The organism is Paenibacillus sp. VTT E-133291, from assembly GCF_002264395.1.
Lineage (GTDB): Bacteria > Bacillota > Bacilli > Paenibacillales > Paenibacillaceae > Paenibacillus_AQ > Paenibacillus_AQ nitricinens.
Genome location: NZ_NFVA01000042.1, coordinates 12,982 through 31,324 on the forward strand (window position 1 = coordinate 12,982; position 18,343 = coordinate 31,324).

19 protein-coding genes are annotated in these 18,343 nt (G+C 46.2%); 14 read left to right on the plus strand and 5 right to left on the minus strand.

The genetic code is table 11. The features are described from left to right. Positions 1-2: 2 nt before the first annotated feature. A complete protein-coding gene (locus CA598_RS17285; RefSeq protein WP_143812420.1) occupies positions 3-899 on the minus strand; it encodes a LysR family transcriptional regulator in 897 nt (298 codons plus the stop codon). A 96-nt stretch (positions 900-995) separates the two neighbouring features. Here CA598_RS17285 and CA598_RS17290 point away from each other — a divergent pair, with 96 nt between their 5' ends. Further along, positions 996-1,883 carry a DMT family transporter gene (locus tag CA598_RS17290; RefSeq protein ID WP_094868347.1) on the plus strand — a complete coding sequence of 296 codons (888 nt, stop codon included), beginning with the start codon at positions 996-998 and terminating at the stop codon, positions 1,881-1,883. Between the two features lie 86 nt (positions 1,884-1,969). Here CA598_RS17290 and CA598_RS17295 read toward each other — a convergent pair whose 3' ends face one another. Then, positions 1,970-3,067: an FUSC family protein gene (locus tag CA598_RS17295; RefSeq protein ID WP_179283693.1), complete on the minus strand. Its 1,098-nt coding sequence runs from the start codon at positions 3,065-3,067 to the stop codon at positions 1,970-1,972. Positions 3,068-3,374: 307 nt separating this feature from the next. On the opposite strand from CA598_RS17295, the gene CA598_RS17300 reads away from it, so the two are divergent. From CA598_RS17300 to CA598_RS17330, 7 genes are all read left to right on the plus strand, one after another. Beyond that, positions 3,375-4,484: an ABC transporter ATP-binding protein gene (locus CA598_RS17300; RefSeq protein ID WP_094868490.1), complete on the plus strand. Its 1,110-nt coding sequence runs from the start codon at positions 3,375-3,377 to the stop codon at positions 4,482-4,484. Then, positions 4,474-5,286 carry an ABC transporter permease gene (locus tag CA598_RS17305; RefSeq protein ID WP_042192705.1) on the plus strand — a complete coding sequence of 271 codons (813 nt, stop codon included), beginning with the start codon at positions 4,474-4,476 and terminating at the stop codon, positions 5,284-5,286. Before CA598_RS17300 ends, CA598_RS17305 begins: the two co-directional genes overlap by 11 nt. Next, on the plus strand, positions 5,276-6,109 hold the full coding sequence (locus tag CA598_RS17310; protein ID WP_094877278.1) for an ABC transporter permease: 834 nt from the start codon (positions 5,276-5,278) through the stop codon (positions 6,107-6,109). The genes CA598_RS17305 and CA598_RS17310 overlap by 11 nt, the downstream gene beginning before the upstream one ends. Beyond that, a complete protein-coding gene (locus tag CA598_RS17315) occupies positions 6,106-7,179 on the plus strand; it encodes an ABC transporter substrate-binding protein (protein WP_094877279.1) in 1,074 nt (357 codons plus the stop codon). Before CA598_RS17310 ends, CA598_RS17315 begins: the two co-directional genes overlap by 4 nt. Before the next feature lie 297 nt (positions 7,180-7,476). After that, positions 7,477-8,151: a response regulator transcription factor gene (locus CA598_RS17320; RefSeq protein ID WP_094868343.1), complete on the plus strand. Its 675-nt coding sequence runs from the start codon at positions 7,477-7,479 to the stop codon at positions 8,149-8,151. After that, entirely contained in the window at positions 8,148-9,515 is a 1,368-nt protein-coding gene (locus CA598_RS17325; RefSeq protein WP_094877280.1) for a sensor histidine kinase, read from the plus strand. Before CA598_RS17320 ends, CA598_RS17325 begins: the two co-directional genes overlap by 4 nt. Before the next feature lie 221 nt (positions 9,516-9,736). Then, positions 9,737-10,717: an alpha/beta hydrolase gene (locus CA598_RS17330; RefSeq protein WP_042192697.1), complete on the plus strand. Its 981-nt coding sequence runs from the start codon at positions 9,737-9,739 to the stop codon at positions 10,715-10,717. A 69-nt stretch (positions 10,718-10,786) separates the two neighbouring features. Here CA598_RS17330 and CA598_RS17335 read toward each other — a convergent pair whose 3' ends face one another. From CA598_RS17335 to CA598_RS17345, 3 genes are all read right to left on the minus strand, one after another. Next, complete coding sequence (locus tag CA598_RS17335) at positions 10,787-11,608, minus strand: class I SAM-dependent methyltransferase (protein WP_094877281.1); 822 nt, start codon at positions 11,606-11,608, stop codon at positions 10,787-10,789. Between the two features lie 195 nt (positions 11,609-11,803). Continuing rightward, on the minus strand, positions 11,804-12,655 hold the full coding sequence (locus CA598_RS17340; RefSeq protein WP_094877282.1) for a 1,4-dihydroxy-6-naphtoate synthase: 852 nt from the start codon (positions 12,653-12,655) through the stop codon (positions 11,804-11,806). Next, positions 12,655-13,317, minus strand: coding sequence for a futalosine hydrolase (locus tag CA598_RS17345; RefSeq protein WP_094877283.1), 663 nt, complete (start codon positions 13,315-13,317; stop codon positions 12,655-12,657). Before CA598_RS17345 ends, CA598_RS17340 begins: the two co-directional genes overlap by 1 nt. Positions 13,318-13,607: 290 nt before the next feature. On the opposite strand from CA598_RS17345, the gene CA598_RS17350 reads away from it, so the two are divergent. The 6 genes from CA598_RS17350 to CA598_RS17375 all read left to right on the plus strand — a co-directional run bounded on the left by CA598_RS17350 (position 13,608) and on the right by CA598_RS17375 (position 18,053). After that, on the plus strand, positions 13,608-14,078 hold the full coding sequence (locus tag CA598_RS17350; RefSeq protein WP_280787328.1) for a MarR family winged helix-turn-helix transcriptional regulator: 471 nt from the start codon (positions 13,608-13,610) through the stop codon (positions 14,076-14,078). A gap of 140 nt (positions 14,079-14,218) precedes the next feature. Beyond that, positions 14,219-14,620, plus strand: coding sequence for a DoxX family protein (locus CA598_RS17355; protein ID WP_094868338.1), 402 nt, complete (start codon positions 14,219-14,221; stop codon positions 14,618-14,620). Positions 14,621-14,637: 17 nt separating this feature from the next. Then, entirely contained in the window at positions 14,638-15,588 is a 951-nt protein-coding gene (locus CA598_RS17360) for a ring-cleaving dioxygenase (protein WP_094877284.1), read from the plus strand. Then, positions 15,585-16,205: an alpha/beta hydrolase gene (locus CA598_RS17365; protein ID WP_094868336.1), complete on the plus strand. Its 621-nt coding sequence runs from the start codon at positions 15,585-15,587 to the stop codon at positions 16,203-16,205. Before CA598_RS17360 ends, CA598_RS17365 begins: the two co-directional genes overlap by 4 nt. 163 nt (positions 16,206-16,368) lie before the next feature. Then, positions 16,369-17,592, plus strand: coding sequence for a multidrug effflux MFS transporter (locus CA598_RS17370; protein WP_094868488.1), 1,224 nt, complete (start codon positions 16,369-16,371; stop codon positions 17,590-17,592). 110 nt (positions 17,593-17,702) lie between these two features. Beyond that, entirely contained in the window at positions 17,703-18,053 is a 351-nt protein-coding gene (locus tag CA598_RS17375; protein ID WP_094877285.1) for a FlxA-like family protein, read from the plus strand. Positions 18,054-18,343 lie beyond the last annotated feature (290 nt).

Here is an 18,343-nt window from a genome sequence, read left to right on the forward strand (position 1 = left end):
TCTCAGCACTCCTCATCATCTATTTTTTTAGGCTTAGTAAAAAGATCCAGAGCTGTCTCCACGAACATCTTCACAGCAATGGAAGTATCGGCAAGCGAACTAACTGCGATATGTATATCTCTGTAGGCGTCAGGCTGCAGTTCGCGGGTTACTACATTTGGAGGTAAAGCTAACAAAGACAACTCAGACATCACACCCACAGCCAGCCCCTCTTGAACCATATTAAGAGCTGTTGCATAGTTATTAACCACATATTTTACATTCAGATAGCTGCTGCTTCTGCGGAATAAATCTACTACCGGTGGTTCATAGCCTGCTTTACAGATCAGCATAGGCTCACTCGCTAATTCACTCACACCTATAACCGAACGCTCGTGCAAAGGATGATCATCTCTGATAACAGCGTACAGCTTTTCTCTATATAGTGGGATGGTTTCAAAGGCCTCGCTGGGAGCGAGCAATAAGCCAACATCAATTTCTTTGGATTCCAGCCATTCTCTAACTTCGGCGATAGAGCCTTCCTGCAGGCTGATCGTGATATTCGGATATCGTGCAGTGATAGAGCTAATAATCTTCGGCAAAAAATAGGCAGATGCTACAGGAAAAGCCCCAATCCGAATGCTTCCTTTCTCAAGTCCCCTCTCTGCGTAAATCTCCTGATGGACCTTATCGAAGCCCATTAGAATTTCACGAAAGATAACAAGGATGCGCTTGCCAATGTCAGTAAGCATTAGGCCGCTCCGCCGATCCCGAAGTAATAGCTTTACATCCAGTTCAGCTTCTAAAGAGGAAATTGCTCGACTGACAGCAGGCTGAGTCATATTCAGTTCTACACCAGCTTTGGTAAAACTACCGCTTTCCGCGATTTTGACGAACAAACGAATTTGAGTATTGTTCATAACAAATATGATATGCCCCTTATGAGTATTATTCATTTCATTTATATTCTTAATTATTGTATCATTTGTGATGAATCTACACCAAGGAGTGAATACATGAATCAGCAGAAGAAAAGCATCATCCTTCTTATATTTTTGGTGATGGTATGGGGCATAAATTGGCCTATATCGAAAATCGCCTTAGACTACGCTCCGCCCTTATTATTTGCAGGTATCCGAACCGTCATCGGCGGATTCATTCTTATTCTAATTGCACTTCCTAAGATGAAGGAGCTCCGCTTCAAGCAGCTATGGCCGATCTATCTGACCTCGGCTATATTAAGTATCGTGTTTTACTATGGATTTCAGACGATTGGCTTGCAGTATGTACCTGCAGGATTATTCTCGTCCATTGTATTTCTGCAGCCGGTCTTGCTGGGCATTTTTTCATGGCTGTGGTTAGGAGAGAGCATGTACGGGCTCAAAATGGCCGGTCTGTTGCTAGGTTTCATCGGAGTAGGCTCCCTCAGTATTGGAGGACTTAACGGAAGCATCTCTATAGGGGGAATTGTGCTTGCTTTAGCCAGTGCTTTGAGCTGGGCATTAGGAACGGTGTATATGAAACGAAATGCTGTGCGCGTGGATATGCTATGGATGACCGCTATGCAAATAACGATCGGTGGTATCATTTTGCTACTCTCGGGATCTGCTACGGAGAAGTGGTCGGATATCACCTGGAGTGGAACGTTTATCGTGGATACCTTATTTATCGCTATTTTTGTGATTGCGCTAGGCTGGCTGATTTATTTCAAGCTGATTAACGAGGGAGAGGCAGGGAAGGTCGGATCATTTACTTTTTTAATTCCACTGATCTCGATAGGTACTAGCGTAGTCTTTTTAAATGAGCAGATTACTTTAAATCTTGTGATTGGTCTACTCCTTATTGTTAGCAGCATTGTTCTGGTGAATGTGAGGATAGGGCGTGCCGCGAAGCAGTCAGTTTAGTTAACTTGTGCAATGGTTGTAGTAATCAGGAACGTAAGAGGGCATTATGTCTAATAGAGCAATAACAAAAGGGACACTCCTGGAGCTTATAGCTTCTGGGAGAGTCCCTTTTTAATAAAACGTAAAGCGCGTGCGGCTTCAGCTGTTGAGGGCCGAGTGGCTACAGCATAAGTAGCAGATTTAGCACGCTCTACTTCCTCCAACACCCGGTTTAAGTGACTGAAGACCGCACCAAGATCACGAATGCTTGATAGCGAACAATTCCCTTGTAGTTCAGAGAAACTGGCCAATTGCAGGTCACGGGCACGCTCTATACAATCGGCAAGAGAACGTTGGCATTCGGCGTCTGATAAGGTTCTGGTTCCATAAAGAGCAATACAATCTGCGGTTGACTCCAGCACATCCTTCATCCAGTCCGAAGAAGCATGATGCGCTGGCAGAAGACGAATATCGTCGGCAATGTCTTTGACGTAGGAATGAATGCTTTTTAGGTGTGAGGTAGTCTGTATGAGCCCCTTCAGTTCACCCCGGCACTGATAATGTGTGAGGGTATAGAACATTTCTTTCTGTTCCCGGCTGCTATTCGACAGGAGTTTACCTGCTTCCTCCAGCAAATTGTCTTTCGGAGAATCGCGTCTTACGCCTACGAGATCTTTTAATGCATCCGCAAGTAGAAGACTTCCTTCGAATGCCAATGCTTTTACCTTGACGAACCTGTTCGGCGGCACGATAATCATATTGATGGCCAGGGCGATTAGCACGCCGATAAATGTTTCCCCTATTCTCCAAAGCACGTAGTCGTTCTGATAAAAAGTAAGTGCTAGAACGGAAGTAACACCCACCTGTGAAACAGCTTGAATGTTCATCTTACAGGCCGTAGCGATGCCAATCCCGATGAGTAGAATGAGCAGGATAGAAAGCCCGCCTACATCAAAAAACTGGCCAACAATTAGGCTGACGATCCCGCCAAGAATAATGCCGATCAGGCGGTAGATTCCTTTTTCTAGCGATGCTTTAACACTGGCTTGGGTGATGAGGATAGCCGCAAGGGGTGCAAAGTATAAATATTGGCTACCATATATGCTGTGTACGGCCACCCATGAGAGTGAAGCAGCCAGCGTAATTCGTATCATGTAAAGTGAGAAACCATATTTTTCAAGGCGGTCTTGTAACCCCTCGTTCATTATCATTCATCTTCTTTCGGAAAAAAATGAAAAAACTGTCTGGTCTTTCAGTTCGTTTTCATTATAACACCTTGAAAAAGGCTTGGAGGATTGGATATTTTACAAAGTTGTTAAGTTTACGCATTCCTTATCCATGTAAGCTATCGCATATAATGGTACAATCTAATATGCTATATCTATTGGAGTGTCGAATGAGAGGAGGAATTGTCGCTTATTAGCGCTGAGCATGCCCATTCGATTGTTCTCCGCGAGATGCGGGTAAAATAGTATTGTGATACTTTAGGCAGGGAGGTTGTTAGCTATAGCTATTCAGGAAGGCACCATTATTTCATTTGAAGAGGTTACCAAGCAATATGACGACGAAGATCCGGTGTTAAAAGGAGTCAGCTTTGAGATAGAGCGCGGCAAATTCTATACACTACTTGGTCCATCAGGCTGTGGTAAAACGACTATTCTACGATTGATCGCTGGGTTCGCAGAGCCAACAAGCGGGTCTATCTATTTAAACGGTAAAGTGATCAACCACATTCCAGCCAATGAGCGGCAGGTCAATACGGTCTTTCAGGATTACGCACTGTTTCCACACCTGAACGTATTCGAGAATGTGGCTTTCGGACTGCGCATTAAGAAGCTTAAGAAAGACGTCATCACGAAGAAGGTGCAGGAAGCGCTAAGTTTCGTTAACCTTGTGGGCTACGAGCAGCGTGCCATTAACGAAATGTCCGGTGGTCAACGGCAGCGCGTGGCCATTGCTCGTGCGATTGTGAACGAGCCGCAGGTTCTTTTGCTGGACGAGCCGCTATCTGCGCTCGATCTGAAGCTGCGAACAGAGATGCAGTACATACTGCGAGAAATGCAGCAACGGCTTGGCATTACCTTTATTTTTGTTACACATGACCAGGAAGAGGCACTCGCGATGTCCGACTGGATTTTTGTTATGAACAAAGGAAAAATCGAACAAAGCGGCACGCCTAACGATATCTATGATGAGCCAATTAACCGTTTCGTGGCTGATTTTATTGGCGAGTCCAACATTGTTCCGGGTGTAATGATTGAAGACTATCTGGTGGAGTTTAACGGGCGCCGCTTTGAATGTTTTGATGCCGGTCTTAAACCAAACGAATCTGTGGAGATTGTTATACGCCCCGAGGATTTGGAAATTTCAACATTGGAACAGGGTAAGCTACGTGTGCGAGTGGATTCCCAGTTGTTCCGGGGTGTCCATTATGAAATCAGTTGTTATGATGAATCCGGACATGAATGGCTTGTGCATTCTACACGTAAAGCGACTGTAGGCAGTGAAATTGGCCTTTATTTTGATCCGGAAGCGATTCATGTTATGCGTTTTGGTGAAACGGAGGAAGAGTTCGACAAACGTCTGGAAGCTTACGCCGAGGTGGAGAGTCATGAAGAATAAGGGCAGATCGTATTATCTCATCCCTTATTACCTCTGGATCGCCTTGTTTGTAATCGCACCCGTGCTGCTTGTCATCTATTATTCTCTATTTGATCTGGATGGGCATCTTACGCTAGATAACTACGTGAACTTCTTTACACCTGTGTACTTAAAAATGACGCTGACCTCATTCTGGTATGCGTTTTTGATTACAGCATTCTCTTTGCTGGTCGCCTACCCGGCAGCATATCTGTTGACGAGAACGAAGCATAAGCAGCTATGGCTATTGCTGATTATTTTACCGACCTGGATTAATTTGCTGCTGAAAACTTACGCCTTTATCGGCATATTTGGTACGTTCGGACCGATCAACAATTTCTTTGATCTGCTTGGAATCGGTGAACAGCAAATTTTATTTACGGGCTTCAGCTTTGTATTTGTCTCTGTGTATATCTTTATCCCATTCATGATCTTGCCGATATACAGCGCTTTGGAGGATCTTAATTTATCCTTGCTGGATGCGGCACGTGATCTGGGTGCTTCGGGCTGGACGACGTTCCGGCGCGTTATTTTTCCATTGACCATTTCGGGTGTGCGTTCCGGATGTATGGCGGTATTCATACCAGCGCTGTCCCTGTTTATGATTACTCGTCTGATTGCCGGCAATAGGGTGATTACACTCGGCACTGCGATTGAGCAGCATTTTCTGGTCACACAGGACTGGGGCATGGGCTCCACGGTTGCAGTGTTTCTGATAGCTATAATGGCGCTGTTCATGATTATTACCGGCGGATCGCGGAAAGGGGTGCGGAATGAGAAATAAAAACAGGTTCTCCAATCTGTACCTAGTGCTAGTGTTCGCTGTTCTGTATGCGCCAATCTTCTATTTGATGTACTATTCGTTCAACAGTGGGGGGACGATGCACAAGTTCGAGGGCTTTACGCTGGATTACTACCGTGAGGTTCTTCAGGATACACGTCTGATTATCATCATGATCAACACGCTTGTCATCGCGCTTCTGTCCTCGGCTATCGCCACTCTTATCGCTATTATTGGTGCACTGGCCATTAAGAGTGTACAGAACCGCCGTGCTAAAAACACCTTGTTATCTCTGAACAACGTGTTGATCGTTAGTCCGGATGTCATTATCGGTGCATCGTTCCTGATCCTGTTCACCATTGCAGGCATCAAGCTTGGTTTCGTGTCCGTCCTGCTTTCGCATGTCGCGTTCAGCGTACCGATTGCCGTGTTGATGATTCTGCCGCATTTACAGGATATGAGTCCTTCACTAACGGATGCCGCACGTGACCTCGGCGCAAGCCGCAAGGATGTTCTGACTAAGGTTATTCTGCCGATTATCAAACCGGGGATCTTTAGTGGATTCTTCATGGCACTTACGTATTCACTGGATGACTTTGCAGTTACGTTCTTCGTAACGGGTAATGGTTATTCGACGCTATCAGTTGAGATTTATTCCAGAGCCCGGCAAGGGGTGTCACTATCCATTAATGCGTTGTCGACACTGATCTTCCTGTTCACGATATTGCTCGTTGTCGGTTATTACTTCCTGACTCTTAAGAAGAACCGATCCAATACCTCGGAGGCCGTGGCGGAGCCTGTAGCGGAAGCGGGGGTGCCTAGATGAAACAGTTGATTAATGCTTTTTTGGCGATTGTAATCACGGCATTTGCGCTAATGTACTTAGGCTCCTGGATGAACTCAAGAGAGGGCTATTCCGGAGGGAATACACTGACTATCTATAACTGGGGTGACTATATCGATCCTGATCTGCTCAAGGAATTTGAAAAGGAAACCGGATTAACGGTCATTTATCAAACCTTTGACTCTAATGAAGCTATGCTAACAAAAGTGGAGCAGGGTGGAACTACTTTTGATGTCGTCATTCCTTCGGATTACGCCATCGCCAAGATGAAAGAAGAAAATTTGCTAATACCGCTGGATCATAGCAAGGTTCCGAATCTAAAGAATATTGATCCGCGGTTTATGGATCTTTCCTTCGATCCTGGTAACAAGTATTCCGTGCCTTACTTCTGGGGAACTGTCGGGATTATCTTCAACCCTGAAATGACCAAGGGGATGGACTTCACCAGCTGGGATTCCCTCTGGGACAGCAGGCTGAAGAACAACATTTTCTTGGTGGATGGAGCACGCGAAGTAATGGGTATGGCTTTGAACAGCCTACACTATTCCGTTAATGACCGGGATGAAGCTCACCTGCAAGAAGCGCTGACCAAGCTGAATAAGCTATCTCCTAACGTTAAGGCGATTGTCGGAGATGAGATCAAGATGCTGCTTGCCAATGAAGAGGCTGCTGTCGGAATTGTATGGTCCGGCGATGCTTCAGAGATCATGGACGAGAATGATAAGCTTGATTATGTAGTGCCTGAGGAAGGCTCGAACAAGTGGTTCGATAACATGGTCATTCCAAAAACGGCGGATAATGTGGATGGAGCACATAAGTTCATTAACTTCATGCTTCGCCCAGATGTAGCAGCTAAGAATGCAGAATACGTAGGTTATTCCACACCTAACATTCCTGCGCTGGAGCTGCTTCCGAAGGAAACCTCCGAGGATACCCGGTTCTACCCGCCTGCCGAGATTACGGATCGGCTTGAGGTGTATGATAACCTTGGGAAACGGATGCTTGCTCATTACAATGAGCTCTTCCTGAAGTTTAAGATGAATAAGAAGTAAGCTATCTAGACTGAACTAATGTTAAAAACTTAAAGCTGAGTAGTCTCTGCGGAGAATCATTGGACTTCCGGCAGCTGTTGTTTGCAGATTTCTTGATTGGTATCGCTCTTCGCGGTGGAAATCCGCAAACAAAGGCTGTCGCTAACGCTCCTACAGTTCCAATATTCCCCTCCATTCCTAATCGCTTTTTGTTATGTTCGTTGTTCAGCCTATATAGGGGAGGAAAGTAAGTAGAAGAGCGTCTACATACGGATTACCGTGTTAGACGCTCTTTTAATATCTGAAAAGAGGGACGCAATGCCTACTATACTAGTTGCTGACGACGACGCGAACATTCGCGAACTCGTCTGTTTATTTCTACGTAACGACGGATTTGATACAGCCGAAGCTGCAGACGGCAAAGAAGCGTTAGCCGTTTATGCCTCAAAGCAGGTTGATCTTGTTGTACTCGATATCATGATGCCGGTTATGGATGGGTGGACGTTATGCAAAGAGCTACGAAAAGCCAATCCAGATCTTCCCTTACTTATGCTAACTGCCAGAGGTGAAACCTGGGAGAAGGTGAAGGGCTTCGAACTGGGAACAGACGATTATTTGACGAAGCCATTCGATCCGCTGGAGTTGACGGTTCGTGTTAGATCCTTATTGAAGCGATACAAGATTGGTTCCACCCAGACGATCCAGTTCGGCAACGTCGTCCTTGATCGGCAAACCTATAAGGTGATGAGAGGAACAGAGTCATTCACGTTGCCGCTTAAGGAGTTCGAATTGCTGTATAAGCTAGCTGGAACACCCGGGCAAGTCTATACGCGTGAGCAGTTAATCGATCAGATTTGGGGAATTGATTATGCTGGAGATGATCGAACGATAGACGTACATATTAAGCGTCTACGTGAACGATTTGCGTCTGCAACTGATTTTCGAATCGAAACGGTACGGGGGCTTGGCTATCGGTTTGAGGTCTACGAATGATCAAATCCTTATATACACGTGTTGTTCTGACCTTTCTGGTCTCCGTGATTGGAGGGACATTGATTTCTCTATTTGTGACAACTTGGGTATTCCAAGATAAATTAAACGAAAACCTGCGAATTCCTTTACTTCGCTTTGGTCAGGACATCGCCCGGATATACGAAACCTTACCGTTACATGAAGCGGATGCTCTTGTTGGTGGAATGAAGCAGCTGGATTCCTATCATATTCGAATTTACGATAAGAACGGCCATTACCGGTCCTACGGAGAGCTTAATGGAGAGAGCCCTGCTACCGTGACTAGGGAGCAACTAAAGAAAGTATTGGCTGGTGAAGCTGTTCAAGTAAAACCGAGTATAGGTTCTTCCAACCTCTTAGGACTACCTTTGAAAACTGAAATGGGAACGAAGGCGATGTTTGTGGAGCCGCTTGTGCCTCCTACTTTGTCTTCTACGAGGAATCTGCTATTTAATTTTTTGGCGTATTCGTTAATAACGGGAAGCGTATTAATTTTGGTCGCTTCTATGTTCTTAGTGAGACCGATCAAAAGGCTTACAAAGGCAACTAGGCGTATAGCAACTGGGGATTTTAATGTCGAATTGAATATTAAGCAGATGGGTGAGCTAGGTACCTTGGCTAATAGCTTCGAGGAAATGATGCACGATCTTCAGCACCTTGAGCAAATGCGCAGGGAGTTCGTAACGAATGTGTCACATGAGGTTCAGTCTCCGCTCACCTCCATATCTGGTTATGCTATTGCGCTCAAGAAAGTTGCCCTCACAGAGGATGAACGGAATCGTTATCTCGATATTATTATTGCTGAAGCGGAGCGGATGTCCAAGATGAGCGATAGTCTGTTAAAGCTGAGTGTGCTTGAATCACAATCCCAACAACTGCGACTTATCACGTTCAGTCTTGACGAACAGATCAGACGAGTAATTGTGGCGATACAGCCCCAATGGTCGGCGCGCAACATCAGTTTTGAGCTTGATTTGAAACCAGTAGTCGTATGGGCTGACCATGATTTGTTAAGTCAGGTGTGGACGAATCTCCTTGGAAATAGTATCAAATTCTCCAAGGATGACAGTGTGATTAACGTCAGCATCAAACAAGATTTGAACAATGTATCCGTCCGAATATCCGACACTGGCATTGGTATTTCTCCCGAGGACCAAGCGCGTATATTTGAACGCTTCTTTAAGGCTGATCGTTCCCACAGTCGCAAGTATGGTGGTAGCGGGATGGGACTAGCCATTGTTAAACAGATCGTATCGCTTCATAAAGGGGATATCCGAGTGGAAAGCGAACCTGGCCAAGGAACGACCTTCATCGTCACCTTACCAATTATAGCGCCCACAGAATAATTAGCGTTCAAGGATATTTTGCGAGGGGGTGAACGCCCGCCTCATTGTTCATACTACGGTAGCACAGGTAAGATTTCTTGCTTGCGCTGCCGTAGTATTTTTTTGCCTATTCATATTTAGTTCATATTGTGGTCATGAGGAGTACATCATTGTTGGTTAAGATCTCATTAGCGAAACGTTAAGGCGACATAATAAATAGAATAGGACAGGAGAAGATGAGGGTGACACAAACAGAGGTAATAAAAACGGGGAATGAAAAGAAAAAGCATAAAGTACGTAACTTGTTGCTAAAAATATTAGGAGCAATAGTGATTTTGATCGTGCTTTTTCTAGCTGTTGTTTATACAGTTAATGTGATTAGCAACAAATCTGATCAGAAAAAAATACATCAATATGGTCAGTTAGTTCCTGTTGACGGAAAAAGTATGAATGTTTTGATCCAAGGACAAGGGAAGCAGACTATTGTACTTATCCCGGGCTTTGGAACTGGAGCGCCAGCACTTGATTTTAAGCCGTTGATTGATGAGTTATCACCATTTTACAAAGTGGTCGCGGTTGAGCCGTTTGGTTATGGATTAAGTGATGAGACCGATAAGGAACGAACTACAGCGAATATCATAAGTGAGGTTCATGAAGCCGTACAGAATCTAAACATTGACCAATATATTCTAATGGGTCACTCCATTGGAGGTATTTACGGATTGGAATATGCGAAGAAATATCCAAACGAAGTGAGTGCATTTGTAGGGGTTGATAGTAGTGTTCCTGAGCAAGGCGGTATGGATGTTAAATTCCCGATAAAAAAATTAAAGCTGCTCAAAGACTCAGGTATCATTAGATTGGGATTGCAATTAAGCGGTGACCCTTATGATGGACTGCCATTTGATGATGAGACCAAAAAACAAATGAAATTAATATCGCTCAAAAATATGAATAATTCCACTACCTTAAATGAAATGGAACATATATATCCTAACTTTGTCGCAGCCAGAGGGTTGAAATTCGACAAGAATCTTCCCATTATATTCTTTATACAAGCGAATAATACAACCGTGAAAGATTGGATTCCTCTGCATGAAGGGCAAGTTAAGGAATCTGTGCATGGAAAAGTGATGACATTCGAGGGCGGACATTATTTACACCATTCGAGATCTAAGGAAATCGTTGAGAACCTAAATTTGTTCATGGAAGAAGTCAAATAAAATAAAAGAACGCTCCGACTTTCCTCCTATAAGGAAAAACGGGGCGTTCTTTGCGCTTAAGTGCTGAGATTATTTGATGCCGATTCTCATCCGATAGCTGACCAGAACCTCTAGGGTGCGTCCTTGAAAATGTTGTTCAACCGCAGCTGTGAAGTCTGCAATGTCCTGATCGAGCAAGGTAGCGTCCTGTTTCAACACGGTTCGTATTCCGCCTTGACTTAGAGCGAGTCCTACATAGCGCTGCGCATCGCAGGATTCAAGATTATGAAATACGATCTCTCTTGCAAAAGAGAAAGCTCCACTAGCCTGAATCCGTGACAAATGCCCTTCTTTGTCCCATTTATGTGCTCTCTCAGCATCAGGTAAGAGTGAGGCGAGCAGTTCCTCGGATTTGGAGATCAGTTGGTTGTAACGTTCTTCTACCTTCTGTTGAAGGGGGAGAGGCCAGTCGCAATCGTAGGCAGCGAAGACACCACCTGTTCTCAAGACCCGGGAGATTTCTCGAAGTGTGCTTTCAGGATCCATCCAGTGGAATGACTGTGAGCAGGTCACTATGTCTACGCTGTCCACTGCAAGTGGAAGCTGGTTAGAATAACCTTGTACAAAAGTGATGGATTGAGGATCTTCTATCCGGCTTAATTTATCGATTGCTTTTCCCAGCATATCTGGATTCGGTTCAATGCCTATTACGTGGTCCGAGACATCCTTCCACAGAAAAGTAGACAAGCCCGTGCCGCAGCCTATATCTGCGACGACTGAAGGTGTGCTGCCTAAGTAGTCGGTCAGCAGCTTGATGATCAGGGGTGGAGCTTCAGGACGGTAGCGGTCATAGTCCGCTTGAAAGCCGAGAAATCGATCGATGTTTTGCTTGCTATTGTTTTCAGGTATCATGTGATCCTCCTTCATAGAATCTATTTATAGGCCTATTGTAAAGCCATCGCTCCGCTATGCCAAATAATGGATTGAAGGCAATCGCAACAACTGCTGCTTAGAATAAACAAAATCCCCGGAGGACACCTTATGTGTGTAACCGGGGATTTTAGGCTATGTCTAGTTTTAGAGTGTGTTAAGAATACCTAGTGCATGCTACCGAAGTAATTCTGGGTCGATGGCAGGTACAAGTCCTTCTGCTGAAGCACGATTTAGTAAGGCAGAGATTGCAGCGTAGCCGTCATCGCCTAAGTTCATCGAGAACTCATTCACATAGAGATCAATATGAGATTTTGCCACTTCTGGAGCTAACTCTTGTGCGTGGCTAAGCACATAGTCTCTAGAGTCAGTAGGATGATCCCATGCATATTGAAGAGAGCTGCGAATCGAGCCAGTGATTGCATCGGTATCCAGATCGCGGCGAGCAATGATCGCGCCGAGTGGAATCGGCAGGCCAGTATCGCTTTCCCACCAGCTGCCTAGGTCAGTCAGCATATTAAGACCATAAGATGCGTAAGTAAAGCGGGCTTCGTGAATTACAAGTCCGGCATCGATATGGCCATCACGTACAGCAGGCATGATCTCATCGAAAGGCATGACGACGATTTCACCGATGCCTCCCGTTATATGCTGTGCTGCCCATAATCTGAAAAGTAGATAAGCCGTAGAGCGTTCGCTAGGCACTGCAATCCGGCGTCCAGCTAGCTTTTCGGGACGTTTGATCGCTGTTGGGCCACTTGCGGTAAGGAGCAACGGCCCGCAGCCGCGACCCAGTGCGCCGCCGCATGGCAGCAGTTTGTAACGCTCAAGAACCCATGGTAAGGCGGCATAGGAGATTTTAAGGACTTCTGGGCCTTCTCCATTAGCAGCAAGTGTGTTGGTAATATCAATGTCGGCATAGGTTACATTCAGTTGTGGTGCATTCGGGACAAGCCCGTGTGCCCAGGCATGGAATACAAAGGTATCGTTAGGGCAAGGGGAAAAAGCGATATTAAGCTCAGTTGTCATTACAGCACCTCCAATAGTATAGCGGCTGCCGCCGTTAATGCTTCCATTGCATCGCCGATCTTCCAGGCGGACCGGTCGCGGGGACCGACCGGGTTCGAAATGGCGCGGAGCTCCAGTACCGGGAGCCCCAGCGCCTCAGCGGCCACGGCAACCCCGTGGCCTTCCATCGCCTCCGCGACGGCATAGGGATGCCGCGCGATCAAAGCGGCGGCCGTCTCCGCGGTGCCGGTCGCCGTCGAGACCGTAAGCACGGTGCCCGTGCTTACGGTCAGTCCGGCCGCTGCCAGCGCGGCCGAAACCGCCTGTACCGTGCCGCGGTCAGCCGGCACGGACACGCTGCCGAAGCCAAGCTCGGCAGCGCTGCGGAAGCCCTCCGGCGTCTCGGCCCCGAGGTCGGCGGCTATCATCTCGCTGGCAACGACCAGCGAGCCTAAAGGGGCCACCCCCGGGAACCCGCCGCCGATCCCGGCGCTAATTACGCAGCCGTAAGATCCGGCTGCGAGTGCTGCGGCGGTTCCCGCCGCTGCTGCTGCCGTACCTGCGCCGGCAGCAATCACATGGAACCTGTCGCTGCCTTGCAGGCCGCGCAGGACCGCGTCTCGCTCTGCGGCTACGGCTGTTACGATCAGCACGCGCCGCGCAACAGCATGTTCCTCCACCATCAGGTTGCCTCCTTTGAGAGAAGTGAAATCGCTTACTAAATAGTCATTCGTAAAGACAAGAATACGCCGTTTTAAGGGTCAGGTCAAACTTAGAGTGATTTTCATCACGCTCTTAAAAATTCGTAGAAAGAACATTAATAGCTCGTTAAGCACCTTATGTTATCTTTTTTAAGTGGCGAGGTTGACAAAGGTAGTGTGAGGAAGTATAGTTATCTTAACTTAAAGATATTTAACATAAAGACATTTACTTTAGATTGTACAACATCGCTGTCAAACTGGAGGTGGAATTGATGAGTAATACCGAAGAGAATGTTCGTAATACAGAGAATACTACGGAGATGGATCAGGCGTCTTCTTTAAAGTTATTTGTTGTATTATCTAAGGCTTACAGAAGCTTGATGGATCAAGCTGTGAAGGATATGAAGAGTTACGGGCTGGCGTCTGCCGAATTCATGGTGCTTGAGGTGCTGTATCACCGGACCCGTATTCCACTGCAACAGATCGGGGAGAAGATTCTCGTTACGAGTGGAAGCATCACCTATAATATCGACAAGCTGGAGAAGAAAGGTCTGCTGAAACGTGTGCCGTGTAGCGAGGACAGACGCGTGACCTATGCGGAGATTACGGATGCAGGGCGTGAGCTGTTCGATAAGATTTTCCCGCGTCATGTGGCTTCGATTCATGATCTAATGCATGGACTGGATAAGGAAGAGAAGGGCCAGGCTATCGATTTACTGAAGAAGTTAGGTAAAGGTGTATAGAGCGCTGAAATATCATTAGGAAGAGCGCCTCTATAAGGTTAGAAGCAGTTCGCTGCTTCTTGCCGCTGGTAGACAAAAAAATTTACCATATATCTTAATGTTAAGATAATTAAATCAAAGAAAATTGGAGTGGATTAACCATGATAAGTGTAGGAATATTATTGATGAGATTAGTGATCGGGATTGCGTTTATCGGACATGGCGCACAAAAGCTATTTGGATGGTTTGGCGGATATGGCCCGAAGGGTACAGGCGGCTGGATGGAGTCCATAGGCATTAAACCAGGCGTTACGATGGCGGTATTAGCAGGTATTCTAGAGCTGGCGGGTGGATTTATGTTCGCGGCAGGGCTACTAACTCCTGTTGCAGCAGTGTTAATCGCTGCTACGATGCTTGGAGCCATCATTAAGGTTCATGCGCCAAACGGCTTCTGGTCTACTGCAAACGGTATTGAGTTTCCACTCACAGTACTTGTGGTTGCGGTAGGTATAGCACTTACGGGGCCGGGTTCGATTTCTCTGGATGCCTTGATTTTTAACTAAGAAGGGGGTTTATAATAATGACACTTCAAACTGCAGGAATCCACCATATTACAGCTTTTGTTGGCGATGCTCAGCGTAATGTTGATTTTTACGCCGGTATTCTAGGACTACGGCTGGTGAAGAAAACGATTAATTTTGACGCTCCGGAAGTTTATCATTTATATTTTGGGAACGAACAGGGTGCACCGGGGACGATAATTACATTCTTTCCATCTTCCATGGGGCGTAAAGGTAGAATCGGCGCTGGACAGGTCGGTGTAACCACTTATGCAATACCTGTGGGCTCATTGGCATTCTGGAAACAACGTCTTGCTGCATATCAAATTTCGGTCACCCTCAGCAATAGAATCTCGGAAACCTATCTATCCTTCACTGATTATGACGGTTTACGTATTGACCTTGTGGAACGTGAGGAAGGAGCGCTTAGTAAGTGGTCTTTCGGAGGGGTTCCTGCCGAGCATGCGATCAAAGGGTTCGGTGGCGCTGTGCTCTACAGCAACAATCCGCTGCAAACGGCAGAGACGCTTGTCCATACGATGGGAATGGAGCATATCGCGGATGGAGACGGATATAGTCGTTACAGAACCACTGGCGATTTGGGTAATATTATTGATCTGAAGACAACGCCAATCCCGCTAGGTGCAGGAGGTACAGGTACGGTTCACCATATTGCATGGCGTGCAAAAGATGATGCTGAGCAGCTGGAATGGGGGCAACATGTACAGAGCCATGGACATCATCCAACACCGGTTCAAGACCGCCAATACTTCAATGCGATCTATTTCCGTGAAAGAGGGGGGATCCTCTTCGAGATTGCTACAGACCCTCCAGGCTTTGCTCGAGATGAGGCACCGGATGCTCTGGGCGAGAAATTGATGCTGCCTTCTTGGTATGAACCGCATCGTACGGCTATCGAAGAAAATTTAAGTCCTATTCAAATAAGAGAAATTGAGGTGAAGCAGGGATGATTCATGTATTTCATAAAGGTAAGGATATAACGAAGCCCACGCTTGTATTATTCCACGGTACGGGGGGCAATGAGCAAGATTTACTACCGCTTGCGGGGTTATTATCTCCAGATTCATCAGTTCTGGGTATCAGAGGGAATGTTCTAGAGAATGGTATGCCGAGGTTCTTCCGGCGGCTGGCTGAAGGGGTGTTCGATGAAGCCGATCTAATCTTCCGTACTCACGAGATTAAGCAGTTTCTGGACGATGCCGCAGCGCAGTACGGATTTGATGCCAACAATCTGGTAGCCGTGGGTTACTCTAACGGTGCAAACATTGCCGGCAGCTTGCTGTTCCACTATAAGGAGGTTTTCCGCGCCGCAATTCTACTGCATCCGATGGTGCCGCTGCGGAATGTAGAGCTTCCTTCTCTTGAAGGGGTGTCTATCTTCATTGGAGCAGGTACAAATGATCCGCTTATCGCTTCTTCGGAGACTGAGGATTTGGAGATTATTTTACAGAAGGCAGGCGCAGAGGTGACAACACACTGGGGCAACCAAGGTCATCGCCTGAGTGTTGCTGAGGCTGAAGCCGCTAGAGATTGGTTGCAAATGCGCAGCACATCTACAAATGCATAAAACAATCAGAATAACCGCCGGAAGGCGGTTATTTTTGTTACACAGGCGCTAGCAGCCCTCCATAAAAGGATTGATCAATTCACTTCCTTTACGTTAGTATGAAGAATACAAAAAAAGGCCTATGGGTTGCTTTAGAAAGGTTGAAATAAGGATTATGATTGGAATGCAAAATGGTAATAAGCTTGCCGCAGGTGGACCCTCACGGAAGCAGAGATTACAGCTGGCTGTGATTCTCGGTTCCATTACAACGATCGGCCCGTTGTCGATTGATATGTATTTGCCTGCACTGCCTACGCTTGTCGCGGATTTCGGTACGACTGCTGCTTTAGTACAGCTTAGTCTGACCTTCTTTTTGCTTGGACTAGCTTCAGGACAGTTGGTCGCTGGACCGCTGAGTGATGTGTATGGCCGTCGCCGTCCGCTGCTTATAGGAATGTTCATCTATGCCATATCATCAGTGCTGTGTGCTTTTAGTCCGTCGATTGGACTGCTGGTTGCTTTACGGTTTATTCAGGGGCTTGCTGGTTCAGTAGGCGTGGTTGTCTCTAGAGCGGCTGTTCGTGATTTATATAGTGGCTCTGAACTCACTAAGTTCTTCTCACTATTGATGATTGTGAATGGTCTCGGACCGATTTTGGCTCCGGTTATTGGGGGCCAACTGTTAAGAGTAACTACATGGCAGGGGATATTCTTAGTTTTATTTGCTGCCGGAATTATTTTTTGTCTAACCATTTTATTGCGCTTGCCAGAGACACTGCCGAAGGAGCGACGCTCTAAGAGTGGACTGAAGGGGACACTGCTTACCTTCCGGGTATTGCTTGGCAATCGTAAGTTTATGGGCTATGCCTTGTCGCAAGGTTTTGTTACGGCATCCATGTTTGCTTATATCTCAGGTTCTTCTTTTGTATTGCAAAATATTTTTGCGGTTACACCGCAGGTATACAGTCTGATCTTTGCTGTGAATGGGATTGGAATTATTATTACAGGCCAAATTGCCGGCAGACTTGCTGGCAAGGTAAGTGAGACTAAATTGCTATTTAGCGGACTATTGCTCTGTACGACGGGAGGCCTCTTACTACTGCTGACGATTCTGGTAGGAGGAGGGCTGATCCCTATTCTGATCTGTTTATTTGCAGTTGTCTCCAGTGTGGGGATTGTCGGAGCGACCAGCTTCTCATTGGCGATGCAGGATCAAGGAGAAGCGGCAGGCAGTGCCTCGGCGTTAATCGGATTAATTCCTCTGCTGCTAGGTAGCTGTGTGGCGCCACTTGTTGGTCTTGGGGGAGTTGAATCAGCACTTCCGATGGCGATTGTAATAGCAGGGACCGGACTTCTCTCGATTCTTTCTTATATGCTGCTTGTTAGACGAGGAAAAGCAAGCGCCTAGCAGCCCATCCTTACAACCAGCAAGTAGTATTTTCAGCAAACTTTCAGCGGGTCTTAACGTTCCTTACTTGCAAAAGGATTATATTGGAGGTAAGGAAGGGAGGGATAACCATGAGTATATCAGCAGTCTCAGGTTCCACAACGTATACTACCTCGACATCTAGCACTACAGATACCAGTACGCTTGAGAAACAAAAAGCGAAGCTAGAAGCTGAACTGGACAAGATTAATACCAGCGCAGACGATGACAAGACCAAGGAAACGAAAACGAAGCAAATTGAACAACAGATTAAGACCATCGAGGCACAAATCTCGCAGAAGTCTCAGAGCAGTGCTTCCTCCGCTAACAGTGTTGTAGAGGCACCTGCCAAACCTGCGAACAATAAGCCTGCTGCAGCAAGTCCGCAAGAGATAGCTACCGCAACAACGGATAGCAAAGGCAGATTTGATATCCGTGTATAACCTATTGTAAACCGCATTACATAATAAAAAGGGCATCCTTTGCCGTGAGGGATGTCCTTTTTGTTATGTATTTTTAGGTTTAAACTTTAATTTACATGTTCTTTTAACGCATTGTTTGCCAATACTGACAAAGCACCCTTAAGTAAAGTTCCGTCATAATAACCTGTCCATCTTCGTAATATATTTATTATGATTACTCCACTTTTCCCATAAATTCTTTAATTATTGCAGGGGTAAAGGCACTGTTGGCAGTCTAATGGATTAGGTGTTGATTATCACGGGTCTTCTAT